General features: G+C 68.5%; 21 protein-coding genes. 11 read left to right on the forward strand and 10 right to left on the reverse strand.

Annotated elements, in window-relative coordinates; translation table 11 throughout:
* Nucleotides 1–86: 86 nt before the first annotated feature.
* Nucleotides 87–689, forward strand: a complete 603-nt coding sequence (locus BAY61_RS13115; protein ID WP_143021322.1) for an Rv1733c family protein — start codon at nt 87–89, stop codon at nt 687–689.
* A 15-nt stretch (nt 690–704) separates the two neighbouring features.
* On the opposite strand, the gene BAY61_RS13120 is transcribed toward BAY61_RS13115, so the two are convergent.
* On the reverse strand, nt 705–872 hold the full coding sequence (locus BAY61_RS13120) for a hypothetical protein (protein ID WP_170140015.1): 168 nt from the start codon (nt 870–872) through the stop codon (nt 705–707).
* Nucleotides 873–1,476: 604 nt separating this feature from the next.
* Between BAY61_RS13120 and BAY61_RS32865 the strand changes: the two genes are divergently transcribed.
* Nucleotides 1,477–1,650, forward strand: coding sequence for a hypothetical protein (locus BAY61_RS32865; protein WP_170140014.1), 174 nt, complete (start codon nt 1,477–1,479; stop codon nt 1,648–1,650).
* Nucleotides 1,647–2,669 (forward strand): fatty acid desaturase family protein, encoded by a 1,023-nt coding sequence (locus tag BAY61_RS13125; RefSeq protein WP_091797596.1) that lies wholly within the window; start codon nt 1,647–1,649, stop codon nt 2,667–2,669. Before BAY61_RS32865 ends, BAY61_RS13125 begins: the two co-directional genes overlap by 4 nt.
* A gap of 19 nt (nt 2,670–2,688) precedes the next feature.
* On the opposite strand, the gene BAY61_RS13130 is transcribed toward BAY61_RS13125, so the two are convergent.
* The 3 genes from BAY61_RS13130 to BAY61_RS13140 form a co-directional block, all read right to left on the reverse strand.
* Nucleotides 2,689–3,207 (reverse strand): RDD family protein, encoded by a 519-nt coding sequence (locus BAY61_RS13130; RefSeq protein ID WP_091797599.1) that lies wholly within the window; start codon nt 3,205–3,207, stop codon nt 2,689–2,691.
* Nucleotides 3,208–3,298: 91 nt separating this feature from the next.
* On the reverse strand, nt 3,299–3,778 hold the full coding sequence (locus BAY61_RS13135; RefSeq protein ID WP_091797602.1) for a DinB family protein: 480 nt from the start codon (nt 3,776–3,778) through the stop codon (nt 3,299–3,301).
* Nucleotides 3,779–3,821: 43 nt separating this feature from the next.
* Entirely contained in the window at nt 3,822–4,628 is an 807-nt protein-coding gene (locus BAY61_RS13140) for an IclR family transcriptional regulator (protein ID WP_245866061.1), read from the reverse strand.
* A 154-nt stretch (nt 4,629–4,782) separates the two neighbouring features.
* Here BAY61_RS13140 and BAY61_RS13145 point away from each other — a divergent pair, with 154 nt between their 5' ends.
* Nucleotides 4,783–5,499 carry a CoA transferase subunit A gene (locus tag BAY61_RS13145; RefSeq protein WP_091797607.1) on the forward strand — a complete coding sequence of 239 codons (717 nt, stop codon included), beginning with the start codon at nt 4,783–4,785 and terminating at the stop codon, nt 5,497–5,499.
* Nucleotides 5,500–5,508: 9 nt separating this feature from the next.
* Nucleotides 5,509–6,150 carry a 3-oxoacid CoA-transferase subunit B gene (locus BAY61_RS13150; RefSeq protein ID WP_091797609.1) on the forward strand — a complete coding sequence of 214 codons (642 nt, stop codon included), beginning with the start codon at nt 5,509–5,511 and terminating at the stop codon, nt 6,148–6,150.
* Nucleotides 6,151–6,158: 8 nt separating this feature from the next.
* On the opposite strand, the gene BAY61_RS13155 is transcribed toward BAY61_RS13150, so the two are convergent.
* Complete coding sequence (locus tag BAY61_RS13155) at nt 6,159–7,064, reverse strand: LysR family transcriptional regulator (protein ID WP_091797612.1); 906 nt, start codon at nt 7,062–7,064, stop codon at nt 6,159–6,161.
* A 123-nt stretch (nt 7,065–7,187) separates the two neighbouring features.
* Here BAY61_RS13155 and BAY61_RS13160 point away from each other — a divergent pair, with 123 nt between their 5' ends.
* Genes BAY61_RS13160 through BAY61_RS13170 form a run of 3 tightly spaced genes read left to right on the forward strand, consistent with a single transcriptional unit; the run spans nt 7,188 to nt 10,896 of the window.
* The gene (locus tag BAY61_RS13160) at nt 7,188–8,534 is read left to right on the forward strand and encodes an aspartate aminotransferase family protein (RefSeq protein WP_091797616.1); all 1,347 of its coding nucleotides are present in this window, start codon (nt 7,188–7,190) and stop codon (nt 8,532–8,534) included.
* Between the two features lie 29 nt (nt 8,535–8,563).
* Nucleotides 8,564–9,574, forward strand: coding sequence for a phosphotriesterase family protein (locus tag BAY61_RS13165; protein ID WP_170140013.1), 1,011 nt, complete (start codon nt 8,564–8,566; stop codon nt 9,572–9,574).
* On the forward strand, nt 9,571–10,896 hold the full coding sequence (locus BAY61_RS13170) for an MFS transporter (protein ID WP_091797622.1): 1,326 nt from the start codon (nt 9,571–9,573) through the stop codon (nt 10,894–10,896). The genes BAY61_RS13165 and BAY61_RS13170 overlap by 4 nt, the downstream gene beginning before the upstream one ends.
* A 6-nt stretch (nt 10,897–10,902) precedes the next feature.
* Here the strand turns inward: BAY61_RS13170 and BAY61_RS13175 are convergent, their stop codons facing one another.
* Complete coding sequence (locus tag BAY61_RS13175) at nt 10,903–11,598, reverse strand: DNA alkylation repair protein (protein ID WP_091797625.1); 696 nt, start codon at nt 11,596–11,598, stop codon at nt 10,903–10,905.
* Between the two features lie 68 nt (nt 11,599–11,666).
* Here BAY61_RS13175 and BAY61_RS13180 point away from each other — a divergent pair, with 68 nt between their 5' ends.
* Nucleotides 11,667–12,293, forward strand: a complete 627-nt coding sequence (locus tag BAY61_RS13180; protein WP_091797628.1) for an IMPACT family protein — start codon at nt 11,667–11,669, stop codon at nt 12,291–12,293.
* Between the two features lie 9 nt (nt 12,294–12,302).
* Here BAY61_RS13180 and BAY61_RS32870 read toward each other — a convergent pair whose 3' ends face one another.
* Together BAY61_RS32870 and BAY61_RS13185 are read right to left on the reverse strand one after the other, a co-directional pair.
* A complete protein-coding gene (locus BAY61_RS32870) occupies nt 12,303–12,464 on the reverse strand; it encodes a hypothetical protein (RefSeq protein ID WP_170140012.1) in 162 nt (53 codons plus the stop codon).
* Nucleotides 12,465–12,502: 38 nt separating this feature from the next.
* The gene (locus BAY61_RS13185) at nt 12,503–12,868 is read right to left on the reverse strand and encodes a sporulation protein (protein WP_091798871.1); all 366 of its coding nucleotides are present in this window, start codon (nt 12,866–12,868) and stop codon (nt 12,503–12,505) included.
* 199 nt (nt 12,869–13,067) lie between these two features.
* On the opposite strand from BAY61_RS13185, the gene BAY61_RS13190 reads away from it, so the two are divergent.
* Nucleotides 13,068–13,967 (forward strand): class I SAM-dependent methyltransferase, encoded by a 900-nt coding sequence (locus tag BAY61_RS13190; protein ID WP_091797631.1) that lies wholly within the window; start codon nt 13,068–13,070, stop codon nt 13,965–13,967.
* Here BAY61_RS13190 and BAY61_RS13195 read toward each other — a convergent pair.
* Nucleotides 13,954–14,676 carry a class I SAM-dependent methyltransferase gene (locus tag BAY61_RS13195; protein ID WP_170140011.1) on the reverse strand — a complete coding sequence of 241 codons (723 nt, stop codon included), beginning with the start codon at nt 14,674–14,676 and terminating at the stop codon, nt 13,954–13,956. The two genes, BAY61_RS13190 and BAY61_RS13195, sit on opposite strands and share 14 nt — an antisense overlap.
* Nucleotides 14,673–15,692, reverse strand: coding sequence for a saccharopine dehydrogenase NADP-binding domain-containing protein (locus tag BAY61_RS13200; protein WP_091797637.1), 1,020 nt, complete (start codon nt 15,690–15,692; stop codon nt 14,673–14,675). The genes BAY61_RS13195 and BAY61_RS13200 overlap by 4 nt, the downstream gene beginning before the upstream one ends.
* 68 nt (nt 15,693–15,760) lie before the next feature.
* On the opposite strand from BAY61_RS13200, the gene BAY61_RS13205 reads away from it, so the two are divergent.
* Nucleotides 15,761–16,678 carry an NAD(P)/FAD-dependent oxidoreductase gene (locus tag BAY61_RS13205; RefSeq protein WP_091798873.1) on the forward strand — a complete coding sequence of 306 codons (918 nt, stop codon included), beginning with the start codon at nt 15,761–15,763 and terminating at the stop codon, nt 16,676–16,678.
* Nucleotides 16,679–16,694 lie beyond the last annotated feature (16 nt).

The raw sequence follows: 16,694 nt of genomic DNA on the forward strand, positions 1-16,694 counted from the left end.
GCTCCGCCCGGTGAGTCCAACGGCCCTTCACTCCATCCCCGGCGGGGTTGATGCTGGATGTGGCCGTCCGGAGGGAGGCGATGGCCATGAGTACCTTTTCCCGGCCGTCCGGAGTGGAGCGGCTGTTCCGCCGGATTCATCCCGGCGACACCCCTCTTGCCCGTGGCTGGGACCGGCTTGAGGGCTGGTTGCTGATGCTGGTGATTCTGGTTTCGGTGACGGCGCTGCCATTCGCGAGTGCCGTCGGGTCCGAGACCTACGCCGACGAGTCACCGGCGGTGACCGCGCAGGCACGCCAACGACATCAGGTCGAGGCCGTGCTCGTCGACAACGCGCCGCCGGTCAGGCCGCCGGTCTACGGCGGTGCGAGCAACAATGTCACCAGCGTGCGAGCGGAGTGGGTGCTTTCCGACGGCACGCGAAGAACCGGGACGATCCAAGCGGAGGCGGGCTCGCGCGCGGGAAGCACGGTACCGATCTGGATCGACGCGCGCGGCGACGTCGTGCGAGCTCCGCTGACCTCGGGCGAGGTGTTGTGGAACGCCATCGCCGTGACGCTGAGCCTGTGGAGCGGCATCGTGATCGCGTGCGCCGGCGGTTTCTGGCTCACGCGCAAGGCGTTGGACCGGCGGCGTTTCGCGGAGTGGGAACGCGAGTGGGCCGACATCGATCCACGGCGAAGCAGGTGACGGACGGGCGCCGGTTCAGAAGCCGCCGAAGAACCAGCTGACGAACGGGAGCAGCAGCATCACCGGAAGCGCGAGCGTCAGACAAGGCAGAATATCCGTCGCGACCTGTTTCCGGGTTTCCGCCGTCACGTGGTTCTCGGGCGACTCAGCCAGCATCGGCGCGTTCCCGCCCTTGCCGTGCATCGCGGTTTCCACCAACTGGCCTACGGAGGCAGTCGTCCTCGACGTCGCGAGCGCGACGAGCGGAACGAAGAAGCCAGGTTCCGCGTTGCGGGTCCGGGGGCCGTCCCGGGTCCGATGAGGACGGTCGGGCTTCGCGCCCGATGCCGTGCTGCCGGGGGTGGCTCCGCGCGCCTCCCGGGTACGCAGGAAGCCGAACTCGTGGGCTGGTGGTCCTTTATTGTCCTTTGTGGATGTTGAAATGGCCTTCTTGTGCCGACGGCGCGTTAAAGTCCTCATTGGATGGTGTCGCCGATAAGCGTCGGCGGCTGGAGCGGGTGTCCCTCGCGGATCGTCCCGCGAGGCGACGCGCCCACCCCGGGGCTGGCGGTGGACACCTCAACCGCGTACCGTGTTTGTCAGCAGGTTCGCGCAGCGCTTCCGATCTTGGTTACGAGGAGCCTCGACGCCGTTCGACCTGTGGTTGCGCCTCACATCGAAGCGCCGAGCCGACAGATACTCGCCTTCGAGGGCAGCATCCTCGCCTTGTTCGACACCAGGACGACCAGTGACCGGCCCCGCGAGGGGCACCGTGATCGTCTGCTGGTCACCCACCCCAGGAGTTCCCTTGTCCCGTACAAGTACACATACCCAAACCGGCACACCACTGGTTTCGCCGGTGCTGTTCAGCCACCCCGACGCGCGGCCCGCCGTCACCGAGGCGTTCCGTGCCGACCTGCACCGGACCCGTCAGGTCCGGTTCTCCGCCGCGACGGCCACCCCGTCGGGGCGGCATCGATGACCGTCGGCGAAAGTACCGAGGGCACCTACGCCCATCTGCTCGCCGAGGTGCGTGCCGCCGGGCTCTTGCGCCGCCGGTACGGCTATTACGCCATGAAGATCATCGCGAACCTCGTCGTGTTCGCGGGCGCGTGGGTGGCCTTCGCGTTCCTGGGCGACACGTGGTGGCAGTTGCTGATCGCCGCGTTGCTCGCCGTGGTGTTCGCCCAGTTGGCTTTCGTCGGCCACGACGCGGGGCACAAGCAGATCTTCCGCACCCGGCGCCCCAACAACGCGATCGGCATCGCCCACGGCGGGCTGATCGGCATGAGCTATCAGTGGTGGATCGCGGGGCACAACCGGCACCACGCCAACCCCAACCACGAGGAGCACGACCCCGACCTCGACATTCCGGCTCTTGCCTTCACCAGCCGCCAAGCCAGGATGAAACAAGGATTTTCGCGCTGGCTGGCCAAACACCAGGCCGTGTTGTTCTTCCCGCTGCTCACCCTCGAAGGGCTCAACCTGCACGTCTCCGGAATCCGGGCGGTGTGGCGAGGGGAAACCAGGATGCGACGGCTGGAAGGCGCTCTGCTCACCGCGCACCTCGCCGGCTATCTGGTCGCGGTGTTCCTTGTGCTCTCACCGGGGCTCGCGGTGGTGTTCGTCGTGGTGCACCAGGCGCTGTGGGGCGTCTACATGGGATGCTCTTTCGCCCCGAACCACAAGGGCATGCCCACCATGACCGGAAGTCCGCCAGACTTCCTGCGACGGCAGGTGCTGACCTCGCGCAACGTCCGTGGCGGCAGAGTCACCGACTTCCTGCTGGGCGGGTTGAACTATCAGATCGAGCACCACCTGTTCCCCAGCATGCCGCGGCCACACCTGCGGCACGCCCAGCCGATCGTGGAGAGCTTCTGCCGCAAGCACGGCATTCCCTACGTGCAAACCAGCCTGGCACGCTCCTACCGCCAGGTCCTCGAACATCTCCACCAGCTCGGCGCGCCGCTGCGCGCGGCCGACAGTGCGCGGCGAGCCTGAGCCGGGCGTCGGCGGCCGCTCAGCGCCGGTACACGCGAACCGGTTCGTCGTAAGGGACCGGCATGTCGAGAATCGCCACGATCAGCAGCACGAAGGTGACCGGGAAAAAGCCGACACCAAGGTAGCGGAACATCCCGCGCCAGAAGCCGACCCTGCGCCCGCTGGAGGAACGCAGCGACACCACGCCCATCATCGCCTGGCCAGGTGAGCGGGTGCAGCCGTAGAGCGCGCCGAAGAGCAACAGCATGGCCGGGTAGGCGCCGAGGAACACGATGATGCCCGCGTTGGTGCTGAGGTGTCCCTTGTCGTCGAGTACGGCCGCGGTCCCGATGAGGATGGCGGCAAGCACGGCCACGAAGAGGCCGTCGAAGATCCGGGCCCACCATCGGCGCGCCGCCGGAGCGCGGAACAGGAACACCTCGCTGCGCCTGACGCCGTTACCGTCCGGCCCGACGATCCGCTGTGGTGGCGCGGCAGCCCAGGACCCGGGGTGTGCTTGTGGTTCCGGCGCTGCCGGGCCGTGCGGATTCGGCATCATGTGAGCAGACTAGCCACGACCAACCGCCCGCACGGTGCCTTCCCCGCTTTCTTCCCCTTCCCGCAACGAGACCGTGGTCACCCCGGTGAGCTCAGTCGGCGAGGATCTGTTCTCGCAAGATGTCGGCGTGTCCACAGTGCTGTGCCAGCTCCCGCAGAACCTGTAGGTATACCCAGCGAAGCGTGCGCGGTCCGGCCCGGTGGCCGGTCACGACGGTCTCCAGCGGCAAGTTCGCGACCGCCGCTCTCGCCGTGGCACAGGCGTCCCGGTGGGCCGCCGTGACCGAGGCGATGGTGTCGCCCTCGGAGAGCCGGAAGGATTCGCCGGGGCTGCCCACCAGGCCGAGTTCCGTACGGGAGGTGCCGCCGACGCACTCCTCGAACCACACCCGCTGCATCCACGTGACGTGTTTGAGCAGCCCGAGCAACGTCGTCGCCGAAGGAACGAGGCGGCGGCGGGCCTGTTCCTCGGTGAGCCGGTGGAGAGTCGCCTCGATCGCGCCGCGGTATTCCTCGACGAACGCGTCGAGTTGTGTGCGCTCGTCCTCAAGCGGCACGTCGAACGAACCCATCGGAGCCTCCCGTCACGGCGATCCGGACACCGGTCGGTGCAAGTCAATCAATACCCGGTCGCGGGCGAGCAGGCCGCTCACCCTTCGTGGCGCTGAGGTGACGGGTGAGGGCATGGGCTTCGTGGAGCAGAAGCGCGCCGAGTTCGGGTTGCCGCGCGGGTTTGAAGCGGGTTTCGATACCGGTGAGGGTGAGCGCCCATGCCGGTTTTCCGTCGGCGTCGAAGATGGCGGCTGCCATGCCCCAGCTTCCTTCGACGACGAGGCCGGGGTTGACGGCGTAGCCGTCGTTGCGGGTGCGCGCCACGCGGGCGCGGATCTCGCCTGCGGAGTGCGGCTTGCCCCACCGGCTGGTGAGGTCGGCGCGGTCGAGGTAGGCGTCGATGGCGGCGTCCTCCTGAAAGGCGAGCAGGACCAGTCCCGCCGACACGACGCCGAGCGGGAAGCGGGCGCCCTCGTAGAGCACGAACGAGCGGATGGGGAAGTCGCCGTCCTCGCGCAGCAGGCACACGGTTTCCTCACCGCGGAGCGCGGAGAAGAATGCGCTCTCGCCGGTGGTGGTGGCCAGCCGGTGCACGCTCGCCCGCGCGTGGTGGGTCACGTCGTAGCGGGTTCCCGCCGTCCTGCCGAGCAGGTAGAGCTCGGGGCCGAGGAACCACCGGCCGGTCCGGCGGTCGCGGTCGGCGAATCCTTCTTCCGCCAGTGAGCTGAGCAGGCGGTGCGTGGTCGGCCGGGGGAGGCCGGTGTCGCGGGCGAGGTCGCTGGTGAGCGCGCCCGCCTCGTTGCGGGCGGACAGCGCGCGAAGCACGGCGCCGACCCTGCCGACGAGATGAGCGTGGGGACTGCCGGTCACAGCGCAAGCATAGGCGTTCATTCAGTGAACGCCGATGGTCGCCCCCGGTCGGCAGGTGAGCGGTTTCCTCGTCATTGGGGTCGAGTTGTTGCGGGCCATCGCGTGATCGCCCTTTAATTCCGGGCGTCCGGACATTGGACGTGCGAGAGGTGATGTGGTGTCGAAGTTGCGTTCGAACGCGCAGGAGGCGCTGGCCGGTGTCCTCGCCGACGGGATGACGCTCGCCGTCGGCGGATTCGGCCTGTGCGGCATCCCGGGTGATCTGATCGAGGTCGTGCGCGACAGCGGTGTCACCGGATTGACCGTGGTGTCGAACAACATGGGTGTCGACGGCAAGGGGCTCGGGCTGCTGCTGGAGAACAAGCAGGTGGCCACGGTGATCGCGTCCTACGTCGGGGAGAACAAGCTGTTCGCTCAGCAGTACCTCGACGGGACGCTGGCGGTGGAGTTCGCGCCGCAGGGCACGCTCTCGGAGCGGTTGCGTGCGGGCGGGGCCGGGATCGCGGCCTTCTACACCCGCGCAGGGGTGGGCACTCCGGTGGCCGACGGCAAGCCGCTTGCCGAGTTCGATGGACAGACCTACGTGCGGGAGCGGGGGATCGTCGCCGACGTCGCGCTGGTGCACGCCCACACCGCCGACCCAGCGGGGAACCTGGTGTACCGGGCGAGCGCACGCAACTTCAACCCGGTCGTGGCGACCTGCGCGCGCACGTCGGTGGTCGAGGTCGAGCACCTCACCGAGGACTACCTCGACCCGGAACGCGTCGTGACGCCCGGCATCTACGTGAACCGCTTGGTGCTGGCCACCGAGCGGGACAAGGACATCGAAAAGCGCACGGTGCGCCCGCGCGCCGACGCACCGGCGAACTAGGGGGAGCTCATGGCCTGGACTCGCGACGAGATGGCGGCGATCGCCGCCGCCGAGCTTCGTGACGGCGACTACGTCAACCTCGGGATCGGTATCCCCACCCTGGTCGCCAACCACGTGCCAGACGGTGTCGAGGTGACGTTGCAAAGTGAGAACGGCATTCTGGGCGTCGGCCCGTTCCCGTTCGAGGGCGAGGAGGACGCCGATCTGATCAACGCGGGGAAACAGACCGTCACGGTCAACCCCGGAGCCAGCTTCTTCGATTCGGCCACCTCGTTCGGCATGATGCGCGGCGGGCACATCGACATAGCGATCCTCGGCGCGCTCCAGGTCGGTAGCGGCGGCGATCTGGCGAACTGGACCATTCCCGGCGCGCTGGTCAAAGGCATGGGCGGCGCGATGGACCTCGTGGTCGGCGCGCGCAGGATCGTGGTGCTCACCGATCACGTCGCCAAGGACGGCACCCCGAAAATCGTCGAACACTGCGATCTCCCGCTCACCGGCGCGGGCGTGGTCGACCGCGTCATCACCGACCTCGCGGTGCTCGACGTGACGGCCGACGGCCTGCACCTGGTGTCACTCGCCCCCGGAGTCACCGAAGCCGAGGTCAGGGACAAGACCGCGGCTCCGATCAGGGCCGCCGCGGCCGCCTGATCGCGGTATCAGGCCGCCTCGGCGAAGGCGGCGAGCAGTAGTTCGCTCACGGCGGCGACGACGGGGTCGTTCGCCGTCGACGTGGAACTCGCGAGCAGTACGGACCTCGCGGGATCGCCGGCCAGCGGTTCGAGCCGGATCCCCGCTCGCCCCGCGGCGTCGCTGACCGCCAAGGCGGGCAGGAAGCTGTGCGCCAGCCCGGCTCTGACCGCGGACTGGTGAAGCATGAGGTCGTGGGATTCGAACTGCACGTCCGGTTCGAATCCCGCCGTCCGGCAGGTCGCCGCCGCCCAGCGCCGCGCGGCGGTCCCTGTCGGTTCGAGTGCCCACCGCGCGCCTGAATCGAGGTGCGCGGGCGTCGTTTCCGGAGTTCGGTCATCGTCCGGGACCGCCAGGTAGAGCGGGTCCATGGTCAGGATCGTGGTGCTCACCGACCGAGGCTTCGGCAACGGGGAACCCGGATATTCTTCGAGTACGGCGATGTCGACGGCGCGCCGCGACAGTTCGTCGAGGGCCACCCTGGGTTCGAGGTGTGTCACGTCGAGTCTGATGCCGCCGAAGTCCCGCCGGAGCACCCGGTACACCTTCGGCAGAACGTACAACGCCGCCGACTGGAAGATCGCGAGCTTGAGGCGGCCCACCGGGGTCGTGCCGAGGCGGCGGACTTCGTGCTCGGCCTCGTCGAGCGACTGGATGATCTCCTCGGCCCTGGCCGCCAGTACCGTCCCGGCCGGAGTCAGCCGCACACCGCGGCCCGAGGTCACGAACAGCGGGCTGCCGACATCACGTTCCAGTTGGGACAGTTGCTGGGAGATCGACGCGGGGGAGTAGTTCATCGCCTGCGCGGTCGCCGCCATGGTCCCGTGTGCCCGGAGCTGGCACAGCATGCGCAGCCGCCGAATGTCCAACGTCATCGGAGCGCTCTCCCTCGGTCATCGCGCGGAACAAGACCATTCGCCGAACGTTCAGCATATATGAACACTTCGCATCAAGACACGTTGCTTGTCGTTGTCAGTTGACCGGCGCACAATCGTCCGATGCAGTGGACAGAACAGCGCGCCCCCGGCCTTCTCGAAGCCGTCGGGGAATTGCGCGCGGCGTATTCCGAGGCCAATCCCCGCAGCGCGGAGCGGCACGAGCGGGCTCGAAGGTCACTGCCGGGAGGAAATACCCGCACCACCCTTTTCTACGAACCATTTCCCCTCGTGTTCGACCGGGCCGAGGACGGCTACCTTCATTCACTGGATGGAGACCGGTATCTCGACCTGCTCGGCGATTACACGGCGGGGCTTTACGGACACTCGAATCCGGTACTGACGAAGGCGCTGCACGCCGCCATCGACGAAGGAATGTCCTTCGGCGCCCAGACCGATCGCGAGGAGCGTTTCGCGGCCGCGCTGCGCGGCCGGTTTCCCGGTATGGAACTGCTCCGGTTCACCAATTCCGGCACCGAGGCCAATCTCATGGCAGTGGCCTCGGCGCGAGCACACACCGGCCGTTCCACGATTCTGGTGTTCCGAGGCGGCTACCACGGCGGGGTGCTTTCCTTCGGCAACGACAATGCCCCGCTCAACGTGCCGCACCGGTTTCTGCTGTGCGACTACAACGACGTCGAGGGGACCCGGGCGGCGATCGCCGGCAAGGCGCCTGATCTCGCCGCGATACTCGTGGAACCGATGCTCGGCAGCGGCGGCACCATTCCCGGCGACCCCGGATTCCTGCGGATGCTGCGTGAGGAGGCGACTCGCGCGGGCGCGCTGCTGATCTTCGACGAGGTCATGACCTCAAGACTCGCTCCAGGCGGGCTCCAGCGGGCGCTCGACGTGCGCCCGGATCTGTGCACCGTGGGCAAATACCTCGGCGGCGGCCTGTCCTTCGGCGCTTTCGGAGGGCGTGCCGAGGTGATGAACGGATTCGACCCGGCCGGAACGGGCGCCCGGTGGGCGCACGCGGGCACGTTCAACAACAACGCCCTCACCATGGCCGCGGGGCTGGCCGGGCTGGAACACGTCCTCACCGACTCGGCGTTGCACGAACTCAACGCCCGTGGCGACCGTTTGCGGGGGCGCTTGTCGGCGGTGTTCGCCGAAGCCGGTGTCCCGTTCACGGTGACGGGCCGCGGATCGCTGCTGACCTTCCATCCGGTGTCCGGTCCTGTTTCGACACCGGCCGACCTGGCGAACGCCAATCCTGTCGCGAAAGAACTGCTGTTCTTCTACTTGCTCGATCGTGGCTACTGGATGGCCCGGCGGGCGATGGTGTCGCTGAGTCTCGCGATCAGTGACCAGGACTGCGACGAACTGGTGGCTACTGTCGAGGAGTTCGTCGCGGTCCACGGCGCGGCGTTGCGTGACGCGGTGCTTACCGAAGAGAACCGGCCATGACCCGAAGCCAGCCAAGGAGTGACGCGAAGATGAGCCTGCGAACAGTCCGGGGTGACATCGGCGAAGCCGGGCACATCCAGCCGCACGAGCACGTGCTCTCCCACATCGGCGGGACGAACCGGCGGCAAGGCACCGCGCTGCTGTCCGGGGAACCCATCGATCTTGAGAACTACTACGAGGTCCGCCGCCACCACAGCGCGTTCGACATGAGGGTCGACGACATCGAGGACGCGGTCTGGGAACTGGAGCGCTACCGTACGGCAGGCGGATCGGTGATCGTCGACGCCACCAGCATCGGGCTCGGCCGGAATCCCCTCGGCCTCGTGGAGGTCTCCGAGCGCACCGGCGTGCACATCATCATGGGCAGCGGCTGGTACCACCGCGACTACCACCCTGACGAACTGGGCACGCGTTCGCGAGCGGACCTCGCCGGGCAGATCATTCGGGAGGTCACCGTCGGGGCGGAGGAGACGGAGATCCGCGCGGGACTGATCGGCGAGATCGGACTGAACTGGCCGGTCGATCCCGTCGAGGACACCGTTCTGCGGGCCGCGGTGGACGCCCACCTCGACACCGGGGCGGCGTTGATGATCCATCCCGGACGGGACACGCGAGCCCCCGCCGACGCCATGGCTCGCGTCCGGCAGGAGACCACGTCGACGAGGATCGTGATGAGTCACATCGACCGCACACTGTTCACTGTGGACGACATGCTCGCGCTGGCCGACACCGGCTGCTATCTCGAATTCGATCTGTTCGGCCAGGAATCCAGCTACTACCCCTATGCCGACATCGACATGCCCAACGACGCGACCCGCCTCGGCCACATCCGGGCACTCTGCGAACGCGGGTACCGCGACCAGATCCTGCTCTCGCAAGACATCTGCTTCCGGTCCCATCTTCAGCGCTACGGCGGGGAAGGCTACGCGCACCTGCTTCGCAACGTCGTCCCGATGATGCTCCGGCGAGGCTTCGACAAGGACGACGTCGCCGCACTGACCGTCGACAACCCGCGCACGATGCTGGAGATCGCACCATGACAAGGAAACCCCAGCCCGCCGTCGCCGCCCGTGAGACAAGGCGTCCCCTCGTCGGCGCCGCCGTCGGCACGCTCGTCGAGTTCTACGATTTCGCCATCTACGCGCTGACCGTCCCGGTCATCGCCTTCGCGTTCTTCCCTTCCGGCGATTCGAGCGCCGCCTTGCTGGCCACGCTCGCGACCTACGGGGTCGCCTTCGTCGTCCGGCCACTCGGCGGAATCGTGTTCGGCCGTATCGGCGACCGGGTCGGCAGGCGCAAGGTACTGGCCATCGTGCTGACGCTCATCGGCGTCAGTACCGCGGCGATCGGGCTGCTGCCCACCTACGGTGAGGTGGGGCTTCTCGCTCCGCTGTTGCTCGTGGTGTTGCGCTTGCTCCAGGGATTGTCCGCCGGAGGAGAGGTCACCAGCGCCACGTCGTTCGCCCTCGAACACGCTCCACCTGGCAAGCGGGCATCGTGGATCACGATCGTCATCGCGATGTCCGCGGTCGCGTCGGTGATAGGTCTGCTGGTCGTACTGGGCGTCGCGGCGTCGATGACCGACGCCCAGTTCGAGTCGTGGGGATGGCGGATCCCGTTCCTGCTGGCTCTGCCGTTGAGCCTCGTCGGTCTCTACATTCGCATGCGGACGGAGGAGAGCCCTGAGTTCGAATCGGCGGCGACCGCGAACGAACTGAGCAGGACACCGCTTCGTGACGTACTCAGGCAGCATCGCGGCGCGGTCTGGTACTCGTTCGCTCTTTCCGCGACGAGCGCGCTGGCTTTCTATTACCTCGCGGGCTATTTTCCCACTTTCCTTCAGGTCACCGTCGGACTGAGCCGGGTGGAGGCGCTCACCGCGAACGGGATCGCGCTCGCCGTGTTCGTCGCCGCGATCTGCGCTGCCGGAATCGCGGGTGACCGTCACGGGCGCCGGATCATGGTCAGGATCGGAGCTGGGCTGCTGGTGGTGTCCGCCGTCCCGGCCTTCCTGCTCGCCTCGTCCGGTTCGGTCGGAGGAGCCATCGCGGGGCAGGCGCTCGTCGCGGTGTCGCTCGGGATTTTCGGCGGCGGCAGCTATACCGCTCTGCTGGAGGTGTTCCCGACCAGGTTGCGAGTCAGCGGGGCCTCCCTTGGCTACAACTTCGGATACGCCCTGCTCGGTGGAACGGCGCCGTTGCTCGCCGCGGCCCTCATCAGCGGGACCGGTCTGGTCACGGCGCCCGGGATCTACCTCGCTCTCGTGGCGATGCTGGGTCTGGTCGGCGTGTGGTGGATGCCCGAGACCGGCGACCGCCGTCGCCCGGCGAACGTCGAGCACGAGCACGCGACCGCGCCGTGAGAGTGTCTACTGTGGACCTTGCAATGGGCTCGGGGTCTCCGGGAGCAGGTTCGTGGCCAGGCGCAGGGTGGGCCCGCTCATCCGGGCCCGGTGAGTGGCGAGGAAGTCCAGCAGCCGTCCTTGGTCGATCTTCCCCGCTTCCCTGAGCGCGGTCGCGACCGGTTTGGTGACAAGCTCCGACGGATCGTCCAGAAGCTGCTCGGCGAGGGTGAGCGGGTCGTCGAGGTCGCCCTGGCGGATGAGCCAGAAGGACGCGGTGATCGCCGTCCGGCGTTCGATCGCCCGTTCGGAACGCGCGAGATCGAACAGCGGTCGGCGGGACTTGTCCAGCAGATACCAGCCGACCACTCGCGGGGCCGCCCTGTCGACGAGGTCCCAGATGTTGATGAACTCGTGGTTGCCGAGGTACATCTCGTAGAGACGGCGCCGGTCGTCGTCGCCGACGTTGCGCCCCCGTGCCTTGAAGTCCAGGATGGACACGCCGACCATCCGGAGCTCATACCACGAACTGGCCACCAGGCCGGGGACATGGGCGAGATCCACGCTCGTCTGGTCCTTCGCGATGTCGAACACCTCTTTCATGCGCACGCCGATCGCGTCGAGACCGCTGTCCGGCGGCAGTCGCCGGGTGATCTTGTCCTTCTCCGCGGCGTTCTGTTTCGCGTGCAGCGCCGACAGGATCCGTGCGCGGGGTGTGGTCATGCTGACGAGTCTCTCCTGTCGCTGGCGTCCGCGCATACACTCGATCACGTGGAGGCAGGGGAGCGGTCGTGCGGGTGATCGCCCGCGACGGCGTGCACGAGATCGAGATCCAGCGGTCCCGCTTCCGGTGTGCCGTCGCCAGGGTGACCGACGTCGATGCCGCCTCCGCCGTGATCGCGCGCGCGAGGAAGGCGGGCCCGGACGCCGGTCACCACTGCACGGCGTTGCGGATCGGTGACGCCGAAGCAGGCAGGCTGGTCGCGCGGAGCAACGACGACGGGGAGCCCGGTGGTACCGCGGGCGTTCCGATGCTGGAGATACTGGCGCGCCGTGAGCTGACCGATGTCGTCGCGGTCGTTTCGCGGTGGTTCGGGGGAATCAAGCTCGGTGCGGGCGGGCTGGTCCGTGCCTATTCCGGGGTGCTGGCCGAGACGCTTGACCTCCTCGGTGAGCTGCGGCGGGTTCGTCATCGCGAGTTGTTGCTCGCCGTGCCGCACGACCGGGCCGGGCGGCTGGAGCACGATCTGCGGGGCTCGCCGTACCGGTTGCGCGATGTCGAGTACGGCGCGGACGTCACGTTCGCCGTGGTCGTCGCCGAAGCCGAGGTGCCCGCCTTCGAGGCGTGGCTGGCGGCTCGCTCCGGTGGTGCGGTCGAGGCACTGGACGCGGGACCTCGCGACCTTTATCTGCCGTAGCGGCGGGAACTATCGCGGCCGCGCCGTTCTCCTGCCGTTCGCGCCGAGCGCGCCGATGACATCGACGGCGAGGCACACGAACAACGCGATACCCCACGCGTTCCACGGCCCCCATGACGCCACCTCGGGCGTTCCGTTGATCAACCACACGATCAGCCAGATCACGGTCATGGTGGGTCTCCACTTCAGTCCCGTGCGCGGATGGCGGTTCAGGGCAAGGCGTGAGTGTGTTCGGCGGGAACAAGCGCTTTCGCCTTCGCGTACCTCGTCCTGGTGAGGAAATAGGCGATCGCGACCGCCGCCGTGGCCATGACGAGCCGGTTGACGTCGACGGCCGGTACCCACTTCACGGTCGAGTCCTTGATCAGGTAGGCGCCCGCCGGCCTGGCGCCGAGCCCGAAACCGCCGCCTTCGCCTTCCTGGCCCTTGTCGTCGTGGCCCTGCCCTGCTCCGCTACCGCCGTTGATCGTGGCCGCGGGCACCATCGTGACGCCGTTGTGGATGACCGGCTCGCCATACACCCTGCGTACCGACAGCGCGTCTCGCGCCCCGCTGAGCCACTCGTCGACCTTCATGGTCTCCTCCTTGGTCCCGTTCGCCCTTTCGTGCCTGAACTGGGTCGAGTGTGTCGTGCCCGGCCGGGCCGGCGAAGGGTCTTTGGTCATCGCCGCGCCGGGCATCCGTCCTGATGCCGATGGCCAGGGGGTTGCCACGACTGTCCAGCCAGTCGATAATGACAACTATTATCAATAACAGGGAAATGGTGGGTAGCTCGTGGTCGACGGAAATCATCAGGCGGTGGCCGAAGCCGGGGCGGGCCCCGACACCAGCGGCTACCTGGAGTACTTGCGTACCAACCGGGATTTCACGGCCCCGGCCGTCGCGGCCGCCGTTTCGGCGATGATGCCCGGCGTGCGGGGGCGGCCGCTGCGGGTGCTGGACGCGGGCACGGGCGCCGGTGGCGCCCTTCCCGAACTGGCTGGGTTGGTGAGGGCGGCCGGTGGCGGGACCGTCCTGGCTGTCGATGCCGACGACCGGGCCGTCGAGGCCGCGCGGCTGTGGGCGGACGACAAGGCGATCGACATCCGGGTCGCCGATCTTCGTGACGTGGCGGCAGAGGCCGAGGCGACCGGGGAGGGCTTCGACGTCATCTGGTCGGCGGACGTGGTGTGGCCGGCGACCTTCGACGATCCCTCAGCTGTCGTGCGAGTCCTCGCCGACGCGCTCAACCCCGGCGGGACGCTCGCGCTGTTCACGACGAACTACTACCAGTCGATGTTCCTGCCGGGGCATTCCCGGCTGGAACGGCTCATCCGCACGGCCTCGGAACGGACCTGGGGCCTGCCGGACGACGGGCCCGCCCACCACGAGCGACTCGGGGCCTGGCTGCGCGAGGCAGGTCTTCGCGACGTTTCCGTGCGGGTGTTCCCGCTGGCGGCCAGTACGGCGGAGCCGGCGGCGCGGGCGTTCCTTGAGCGGATCACCTGGCCCGAGATGCGTCACGCGGCTGCCTCCCACGGGCGCGCGGCCGGGATGAGCGAAGCCGACCTGACTCGCGCCGAGGAACTGCTTGACCCGCGCGACCCGGCCTGGATCGGCGCTGATGAGGACGCCTTCGTCGTCCAGCCGGCCTTGCTGTGGACCGGCATCGCGGAGCCGTTCAGCCGCGAGTGATCGTGTGGACGCCGAGCCCGGCCTCGCCCGCCCGCGTGAGGGTCAGCCCGTGCGCGGCGACCTCGGCGCGGAGACCGTCCTCGCCGACGAGGTGCCACGCGTAGCTGACCGTGCGTTCGCCGAGCAGGGTGTCGCCGTCGAACGTGCGGTAGGTCAGGTACCACGTGAGCGTGCCGTCACCGGTCGGTTCGGCTTTCGCGCGCCCCTCGTAGGTCAGCCGCCCGACCCGCGCGGTGGACGCGACGGACTCGGGTACCGGCACCGCTTCGGCCGGTGGCTGGAGATTCACCACGGCGACGCCGCCGTGTTCGAGACGGCCGGCGAGCAGTGACCACAGCCGGTCGCGCGTGTCGGGGCCGAAGTGGCCGAGCACGTTCATCGCGATGAGCACCGAGAATTCGTCCGGAAGTTCGACGTCGGGGAAGGCGGCCGGGAGCACGGTGACGCGCCGTCGCGACCGCTCGTCGTCGTGGGCGCGGGCCAGCAGCACGGCGCGCAGGCCCGGCGAGGGCTCGACGGCGACGATCTCGGCACCTGGTAGCAGTTCGGCGAGCAGCAGTGTGCCGTGCCCGCTTCCCGCGCCGAGATCGACCGCGGTCGTTGGCGCGGCACCCCTGAGCGCACCGGCGAGCACCGGGCGCAACGCTGTCCACAATGGAGTAATGAGCGGGTCGATGAACTCGGCGGATTCGGAGTATTCGTCCTTCACGGTATTCCTTCGACAGTGACGGATTCCACCAGCGGATCGTGGTGGAGGACATCGGCGACGGCGCGGGCGTCGAGTACCTGATCGGCGAAATGAGTGCCCGGCGGGACGAGCCCGTCGAGTACGGCCCGCACGGTCACCGCGGCGACGACACCGCTGAGCTGGTAGGGATCGGCGGCGCGCAACGTCACCGCCTTGTCGCCGGAACGCGCCGTGAGTACGTAGAACGGATCCCGGCCGCGCAGGTCACGGTGTGCCGCCGCGACAAGGGATTCGGTGTGCTCGCTCAGATACTCCGGATCGTCGGCCCACGCCATGGCGAGCGCGGAGGGGATCGCCTCCGAGACGTAGACCGAGTGAAAGCGCAGCTGCCCCGGCGCGAGCTCCTCGGCCAGCCGCGCGCCTTCGGCAGGAAGAAACGGCATGGCGTCGACGAGGCAGGGAAATCCGGGCACGGTCACGCGCCGTTCGGGAGCCAGCGCGTGCCGGACGATCGCGCCGTCGCGCCACAGCGCGCCGGGTTCGCCGAAATCCGGGCCCCTGGCGAGCAGAACGTCGGCCGCCGAAGCCGGGGGCATGCGGACAGCGCCACCGACGTGGACCCGCACGTCGGCGCCGGTCGTGGTGACGAGCCGGGGCAACAGTCCGGTCAGGCCCGGCATGGCGCCCGCTGAGAACACGGCCGTCCCGGTCGTGTCGCCGAGCGCGCGATGCGCCGGAATGTCGCCGGCGACGTCCACGTAGGCGGCCCCCTCGGCCAGCGCGGCTCGCGCGACGATGTCGAGCACGCGATAGGACGGCCCAGCGCAGTTGAGGACGATGTTAGCTCCCGAGCAGAATCGGGCCAGCGACTCCGGTTCTGCTATATCCACAGTGGACAGTTCGACGCCGGGTGGCGGGTCGGCTCGTGAGGGCGAGCGCCCGCCTGCCCGGACACGCCCGTGCGGGGCCAGTCTGGCCACGGCTACGCCGCCGACGGCGCCGTAGCCGCCGAGGACCGCGATTCGCGGACTGGTCATGGTCCCTTCCCTTCCGGTTTGATAGCAATGATAATCGTTTTCATATGATGTCCGACAGAGGAGTGAACGTGTTCGACGTGATCGTGATCGGCGGTGGACCGGCAGGACTGAGCGCGGCCCTGGTACTGGGCCGTCAGCGCAGGCGGGTGCTCGTCGTCGACGGAGGTGAGGTCCGCAACGCACCAGCCGACGAGATGCACATGTACCTCAGCAGGGACGGATTCTCGCCGCACGACCTGCTCGCCATCGGCCGTGACGAACTCGCCGCCTATCCCGGCGTGCGGCGGCGCTCGGCGCTGGTCGCCGACGTCTCCGGCACCATCGGCGACTTCACGGTGCGATTCGCGGACGGCTCCGTGGAGCGGGCTCGCAGGCTCATCCTCGCGACCGGCCAGGTGGACGAGCCCTTTGACATCCCAGGCGTGCCGGAGCGATTCGGCAGCAGCGTGTTCCACTGCCCGTTCTGCCACGGCTACGAGACGAGCGGCAAGACACTCGCCGTCCTCGGCCGCGACGTAGCGCAGGTGATGCTCGCCCTCTACGTCGGCGACCGCTACAGCGACGACGTCGTCGTGGTCACCGACGGCCCGCACGAGTTGCCTGCCGAGGTCACCGGCAAGCTGGCGGCGCACGGCATCGAGATCCGCGACGAACGGCTGACGAAGGTGACGGGCGAACTCGACGGGCTCCAGCTCCACTTCGCCGACGGAACGGTGCTGGAACGTCAGGCGATGTTCCACCGCGCTCCCACCCGGCAGCGCGCGCCGTTCGCCGAACTGCTCGGCTGCGAACTGCTCGCCGACGGCTGCGTGCGGGTCGACGAATTCCAGGCGACGTCGGTACCCGGCGTATCGGCCGCGGGCGACATGGCGAGGCTGCCCGCGCTGCCGGACGCGCTGACCCTGGTCAGCCAGGCCGCGGCGGACGGTGTTCGCGCCGCGGTCTGGCTTGAGCAGGGACTGTTCCGCGCGTCGCTGGGAAGCTGAGCGTCCGCGCGGTCGC

The organism is Prauserella marina (genome assembly GCF_002240355.1).
GTDB classification, from domain to species: domain Bacteria; phylum Actinomycetota; class Actinomycetes; order Mycobacteriales; family Pseudonocardiaceae; genus Prauserella_A; species Prauserella_A marina.

Bases quoted from the DNA above. Each gene is read 5' to 3' on its own strand.
- BAY61_RS13115 (WP_143021322.1), top strand. From the start codon at position 87: ATGAGTACCTTTTCCCGGCCGTCCGGAGTGGAGCGGCTGTTCCGCCGG.
- BAY61_RS13120 (WP_170140015.1), bottom strand. From the start codon at position 872: ATGCACGGCAAGGGCGGGAACGCGCCGATGCTGGCTGAGTCGCCCGAG.
- BAY61_RS13125 (WP_091797596.1), top strand. From the start codon at position 1,647: ATGACCGTCGGCGAAAGTACCGAGGGCACCTACGCCCATCTGCTCGCC.
- BAY61_RS13130 (WP_091797599.1), bottom strand. From the start codon at position 3,207: ATGATGCCGAATCCGCACGGCCCGGCAGCGCCGGAACCACAAGCACAC.
- BAY61_RS13135 (WP_091797602.1), bottom strand. From the start codon at position 3,778: ATGGGTTCGTTCGACGTGCCGCTTGAGGACGAGCGCACACAACTCGAC.
- BAY61_RS13150 (WP_091797609.1), top strand. From the start codon at position 5,509: ATGGCCTGGACTCGCGACGAGATGGCGGCGATCGCCGCCGCCGAGCTT.
- BAY61_RS13155 (WP_091797612.1), bottom strand. From the start codon at position 7,064: ATGACGTTGGACATTCGGCGGCTGCGCATGCTGTGCCAGCTCCGGGCA.
- BAY61_RS13160 (WP_091797616.1), top strand. From the start codon at position 7,188: ATGCAGTGGACAGAACAGCGCGCCCCCGGCCTTCTCGAAGCCGTCGGG.
- BAY61_RS13165 (WP_170140013.1), top strand. From the start codon at position 8,564: ATGAGCCTGCGAACAGTCCGGGGTGACATCGGCGAAGCCGGGCACATC.
- BAY61_RS13170 (WP_091797622.1), top strand. From the start codon at position 9,571: ATGACAAGGAAACCCCAGCCCGCCGTCGCCGCCCGTGAGACAAGGCGT.
- BAY61_RS13175 (WP_091797625.1), bottom strand. From the start codon at position 11,598: ATGACCACACCCCGCGCACGGATCCTGTCGGCGCTGCACGCGAAACAG.
- BAY61_RS32870 (WP_170140012.1), bottom strand. From the start codon at position 12,464: ATGACCGTGATCTGGCTGATCGTGTGGTTGATCAACGGAACGCCCGAG.
- BAY61_RS13185 (WP_091798871.1), bottom strand. From the start codon at position 12,868: ATGAAGGTCGACGAGTGGCTCAGCGGGGCGCGAGACGCGCTGTCGGTA.
- BAY61_RS13200 (WP_091797637.1), bottom strand. From the start codon at position 15,692: ATGACCAGTCCGCGAATCGCGGTCCTCGGCGGCTACGGCGCCGTCGGC.